Raw genomic sequence first — 5,735 nt, 5'->3', positions numbered from 1 at the left:
ATCTTGGGTCCGGCGCATAGTACGCCAGTGGGCATCATTATTGCCAATGTGAGGCCACAGAAGGATTACGTTTCGCTCTTGCATGCGCTTGCCCAGGTCAAGGACCTTTCTTGGCATCTGCTTGCCGTTGGAGGTTTTAGTGATCTAGCATATTACCAGACGTGTTTGGGGCTGATGTACGCTCTGGGGCTAGAGGAACGCATAACCTTCCTGGGCCCCCGACTGGATGTGCCTACACTCCTGAAAGCCGCAGACTTCGCAGTGCTCAGTTCGCGATCAGAGTCGGGGCCTCTAGTATTACTGGAATATGCTGCAGCTGGGTTACCTTTTGTCTCCACGCAGGTGGGACTGATCGGGGATTCTCTGGCACGTCTTGGAATTCCGGAGTTTGTGCCTCCCCAGGATGTGCATGAGTTGGCCCGCGCCCTCAGGCGTCTGTTGGCTCTGAGCCCCGGTGAAAGGAAAGAGCGCGGGATGAAGACGCGGGAACTGGCCGCGCCTTATTTTGACATCCGCAACGTGATGCCCAAGTGGTATCAACTATACGAACGGGCCTTAGAGGGGAGCACTCTATGAGACCCCTTACGTATATGTGGATATGCCCTATTAGGTTGCCGATGATGGCCATATGGTGGGCTAGGAACCTACTATGAAAGAGATTGACACCTTGGTCACGAGCTCGACAAAGTACGTAAGGCACTATAAGCGCATGAGGATGTATGACAAGTTGCTGAGCATGGAACGACGGCGATGAAGTTGCTGATCATCTCAAATATGTCGCATTATTTACGTGATGGCCTACTTGTAGGCTGGGGGCCTACCGTCCAAGAGATTGATGCGTTGGGACAGTTATTTGTCTCCATAACACATATTGGATGTCTGCATCCCGAGCCGGCGCCAAGCTCGGCTCTCCCGTACCAGGCCCCGAACATTCGCTTCGTCCCCCTTCCTCCCGCCGGCGGTCACACACTGGGGGCCAAGCTGGATATCCTGCGCAAAGCACCGCGCTATATTCGGACCATCTTGCGCGAACTTCCCCAGGCGGATGTGGTGCAGGTGCGCTGTCCCGCCAATATCAGCCTGATCGCCATCATTCTCCTCGCCCTTGTCCGCCGACCGCGCTATCGCTGGGTCAAATATGCCGGCAATTGGCGGCCAAACGGCCGGGAATCCTGGTCCTACACCTTTCAACGCTGGTGGTTGAACAAGGGACTGCACCGCGGCGTCGTCACCGTTAACGGGCGCTGGCCAGGTCAGCCCCGGCATGTATATTCGTTTCTGAATCCTTCGCTGACTCGGGAGGATATCGAACTGGGCCGGCATGCTGCAGGGGACAAAGTTCTGAATTCCCCCCTACAGTTGCTCTTTGTGGGACGTATCGAAGAGGCCAAGGGTGCCGGCCGCGTCCTCCAGATCGCCGCCGGCCTGCAAGAGAGAGGGCTGGACTTTCACTTGCATATGCTGGGAGATGGTCCCGAACGGCCAGAGTTCGAACGCCTGGCGAAAGAATTGAAGATTGAGAAGAGGGTATTCTTTCACGGCTGGGTTCCCAAGACCACATTGCCTGAATTCTACTCGAGAGGACATTTCATCATTTTCCCCTCTGACGCGTCGGAGGGCTGGCCGAAGGTGTTGAGCGAGGCCATGGCCTATGGAGTGGTGCCAATCGCCAGCAATGTGTCCAGCATCCCACAAATCCTGGCCGATACCGGCGCCGGCTTAGCCCTGCCGCCATACGACGTGGAGGCATATGTCCGCGCAGTGCTTGAGTTCGTCAATCATCCTGACCGCTGGCGGTCTGCTAGCTGTGCCGGCCTGAAGGCCGCGGAACGGTTCACTTATTCGGCATATCTGCAGGCAGTGCGGGATATGTTTCGTGACGCCTGGGGGATCGAACTGCCCGTCGACGGGGTCATAGTGGCATGAACAGGCGTGTCCTGCTCATCGGCAATTTCCTCTCCGCCGCCGGCCGCACCCGCGGCGTGTGCGAAGATCTGGCCGAACGTCTGCGCGCCGCCGGCTGGCAGGTCCTCACCACCTCTCATCAGCCGGCCCGCATCCCCCGCCTCCTGGACATGGTGCACACCGCATGGACCCGCCGGCATGAGTACGACGTCGCCCAGGTGGACGTCTACAGCGGGCCGGCGTTCCTCTGGGCGGAGGCGGTCTGTGGGATCCTCCGGCGGGCGCGCAAGCCCTATGTACTGACGTTACATGGGGGCAATCTGCCGGCCTTCGCCCGGCGCTGGCCAGGGCGCGTGCGCCGCCTGCTCGGATCGGCCGCGGCGGTCACCACGCCCTCGCCCTATCTGTACGAGCATATGCGCGAATTTCGATCGGATCTGCACATCGTGCCCAACCCCCTGGAGCTGGAACGCTACCGTTTCCGCCTGCGCGCCCGGCCGGCGCCACAGCTGATCTGGCTGCGGGCGTTCCACGAGATATACAACCCTACCCTGGCGCCGCGGGTTGTGGACCTACTGCGCTATCCGCTCCCGGATGTCCGATTGACGATGGTCGGGCCGGATAAAGGGGATGGCAGTTTCCAGCGCACGCGCCAGCTCGTCCAGGCGCTGGGGTTGGGGGAGCACGTGGACTTTCCGGGCGGGGTTCCGAAACAGGATGTCCCGCTGTGGCTCGATCAGGGGGATATCTTCATCAACACCACGAATGTGGACAACACGCCGGTGAGCGTCATGGAGGCCATGGCCTGTGGGCTGTGCATTGTGAGCACGAATGTGGGGGGCATTCCCTATCTGTTGGAGCATGAGCGGGATGCCCTGCTGGTCCCGCCGGCCGACCCCGAGGCCATGGCCGCGGCAGTGCGGCGGGTGCTCACAGAACCGGACCTGGCGGAGCGCCTCTCCCGCAACGCCCGCGCCAAGGCCGAGGGGTGCGATTGGTCTGCCGTACTGCCTCAGTGGGAGGAACTTCTGGGGGAGATTTGCTCATGCCTGACCTGACAAGGTTCTACCACCGCCTACCCTATCCCCTCCGCGTGGCGGCGGCTAGCGCTAAAGGGTACTACCTGCGCTGGTGGCGCTACGGCCCCGAGACCGAACGCCTGGCGGAGGAGGCGCTGGAGCGCGAGACATGGACCTCCCCCCAATGGAAGAGCTGGCAGGAGGAGCGGCTGGCGCTCCTCCTCCATCGGGCGCGGCATCAGGTGCCGTACTACCGCGCTTATTGGGATGAGCGGGAGCGGCGCGGCGAGCGAGGTGCATGGCAGTATCTGGAGAACTGGCCCATACTGCGGAAGGAAGCGGTGCGCGCCCAGCCGCGCGCCTTCCTGGCTGATGACTGCAGCGCGCGGCGGATGTACCATGACCATACCAGCGGCACCACGGGCACTCCACTAAGCCTATGGTTCAGCCGGGAAACTCTTCAGCGATGGTATGCCCTGTTTGAAGCCCGCCTGCGCCGCTGGCATGGGGTCACCATCTACGAACGTTGGGGGATTTTTGGTGGCCAAAGGGTGGTGCCGTTCGAGCAGAAAACACCCCCCTTCTGGGTCGAGAATTATGGATTGAATCAGGTGTACTTTTCTGTACTGCATGTTGCCCCATGGTCGACAGAGGCTTATCTGCATGCGCTACAACGGTTTCAATTGACACATCTCATTGTGTATCCGAGTAGCCTATACTTTCTCGCCGGCGAAGTTCTGGAAACCCATCGGAATTTCCCAATCCCTTCCAAACTCCGGGTGATCTTTGCCAACGCGGAGCCCCTCTATCCGTTTCAACGGGAAAAGATTCAGTTGGTGTTCGGATGTCCTGTGCGTGAGACATATGGGCAGGCGGAGCGAGTATGCGCGGCTAGCGAATGTGAGGCGGGCCACATGCACGTATGGCCTGAGGTGGGTTATATAGAAATCCTTGACGATGAAACTCGACCAGTGCGCCCCGGCGAAATCGGCCGGCTGATTGCTACGGGCCTATTGAATTTCGATATGCCGCTGATCCGCTATGAAGTAGGGGACATGGTCATGAACCTGGCATCGAGCGGTGGTGAACCCTGTGCTTGTGGACGGTATTTGCCTCGGTTAGGAAATGTCCTTGGCAGGAATGATGACGTGATAAGGACGAGGGATGGAAGAAAAATCGTCCAGATTGATACGATTTATGCTCCTGAATACCACATTAAGGAGTCACAGATCATTCAGGAATCGCTGGACAAGTTTCGGATCAAAGTAGTGCCGGCAGAGGGTTGGTCGAAAGAGAATGGTGATGCGTTGCGGCAAGCCTTGCAAGAACGGGTTGGCAAGGTTCAGGTAGAGGTCGAGATCGTCGACTCTATTGAGCGGACGTGGGCCGGCAAGTTTCGAGTCATTATTTCAAGGATGCCAATCGATTCGGATGTATGAAGCAAGCGATAAACGTGTGACTTCGTCATGTGGTACTGTGGATCCATCTCTCTTGGAAGCTCCATTAGGGATCTCAAAGGTGGCTGAGACGCGGCAGTGTATGGGCCGGCCGTCGTGAACCGGGTTCTGCGTTACGCGGGCATCGGCATAGCCGTGCTGTTGTTCCTCGCCGGCATGGCCACCGGCATCCTGCCCAGGGCGGCTCACAGGAACACTGCCGGCCTGCTCCTCCTGCGCGGGCTGGCCGGCGACCGGCCGGCGCTCGAAACGGCGATGGAATACCTCGACGATGAGGACACCTGTTGGACGCACTGGCTGAAAGGCGTGACCTATCATGCCGTGGGGGATGCGGTCCGTCGCGATGCCGAGTGGCAGGCATTCCTGGACTGTGCGCCGGCCGGCGCGGTGATGGTGGAGGCATATTTCCCCGAAGACCGTTCCTGGGCCGAGCGGGCGGTGAAGCTGGCGCCTGAGGAGGCCGAGTCCTGGTTCTGGCTGGCGCGCCTGGCGGAACGAAAGGAGCCGGCGCTGGCCGCCGAGGCGTACCGCCAGGGATTGGAGCGCAATCCCTATGACGCCATGCGCTGGCAGAGCTACGGTTTTGTGCTGATGAATACCGCCGGCGAGGAACAGGCACTGCAGGCGTTCATCCGCTCGTGTGAGCTGGGCGGCAACGGATGCCGGCGCGTCGGCGCCATCATGGAGCGGCGCGGCGACCTGCGCACTGCCATCCAGTATTACCGCGCCGACCCTTCTCTGATCTTTCAGCGCTATGCCGACGAGCTGGAAGCGAGGCTCAACTCCTCCAGTGGAACGCAGTAGCCCCCGGGTGGTCCGGGTTCCCCTTTCATCTTCCGGCAGGGATTGCCATGCAAGAAACGGGTAATCTCCCCCTTGTTTCTGTCATCATGCCGGTGCGCAATGAGGCCGGCTATATCGCGCGCAGTCTCGGCGCCGTGCTGGCCCAGGACTATCCCCCCGAGCGGATGGAGGTGCTGGTCGTGGACGGCATGTCGGAGGACGGCACGCCGGAGATCGTGCGGGCCATGGCGCACAATCCCCGCGGCATCCGCGTTCTGCTCCTGGATAACCCCGCCCGCATCGTGCCGGCGGCGCTGAACAAAGGATTGTGCCATGCGCGCGGTGAAGTGATCGTGCGCGTCGATGGACACTGCGAGATCGCCCGCGACTATATCCAGCGCTGTGTCGAGACCCTCTCAAAAACGAAAGCGGACAACGTGGGAGGGGTGTGCGAAACCGTCGCAGAGACTTTCATGGCGCGTGCTATCGCGGTGGCGCAAAGTTCCCCCTTCGGCATCGGCAATGTGGCCTTTCGGACGCGCCGGCCCACTCCTGGTTTTGTGGACACCGT

At 60.4% G+C, this 5,735-nt stretch carries 6 protein-coding genes; all 6 read left to right on the top strand.

All coding sequences use genetic code 11. The features are described from left to right. Window positions 1-27: 27 nt before the first annotated feature. Entirely contained in the window at window positions 28-576 is a 549-nt protein-coding gene (locus tag H5T60_10745; protein MBC7242909.1) for a glycosyltransferase, read from the top strand. Between the two features lie 264 nt (window positions 577-840). Beyond that, window positions 841-1,926, top strand: coding sequence for a glycosyltransferase family 4 protein (locus H5T60_10740; protein ID MBC7242908.1), 1,086 nt, complete (start codon window positions 841-843; stop codon window positions 1,924-1,926). Next, a complete protein-coding gene (locus H5T60_10735) occupies window positions 1,923-2,963 on the top strand; it encodes a glycosyltransferase family 4 protein (GenBank protein ID MBC7242907.1) in 1,041 nt (346 codons plus the stop codon). The genes H5T60_10740 and H5T60_10735 overlap by 4 nt, the downstream gene beginning before the upstream one ends. Beyond that, a complete protein-coding gene (locus tag H5T60_10730) occupies window positions 2,951-4,363 on the top strand; it encodes a phenylacetate--CoA ligase family protein (GenBank protein MBC7242906.1) in 1,413 nt (470 codons plus the stop codon). The genes H5T60_10735 and H5T60_10730 overlap by 13 nt, the downstream gene beginning before the upstream one ends. Window positions 4,364-4,477: 114 nt before the next feature. Then, window positions 4,478-5,185, top strand: a complete 708-nt coding sequence (locus H5T60_10725; protein ID MBC7242905.1) for a hypothetical protein — start codon at window positions 4,478-4,480, stop codon at window positions 5,183-5,185. An 86-nt stretch (window positions 5,186-5,271) separates the two neighbouring features. Further along, the coding region (locus H5T60_10720) for a glycosyltransferase (protein ID MBC7242904.1) at window positions 5,272-5,735 on the top strand (464 nt) is incomplete at its 3' end.

The organism is Anaerolineae bacterium (genome assembly GCA_014360855.1).
Lineage (GTDB): Bacteria > Chloroflexota > Anaerolineae > JACIWP01 > JACIWP01 > JACIWP01.
This window is presented reverse-complemented; position numbering and strand designations above follow the sequence as displayed.

Excerpts from the sequence above, each read along its gene's own strand:
- H5T60_10735 (MBC7242907.1), top strand. The coding sequence starts at position 1,923 with ATGAACAGGCGTGTCCTGCTCATCGGCAATTTCCTCTCCGCCGCCGGC.
- H5T60_10730 (MBC7242906.1), top strand. The coding sequence starts at position 2,951 with ATGCCTGACCTGACAAGGTTCTACCACCGCCTACCCTATCCCCTCCGC.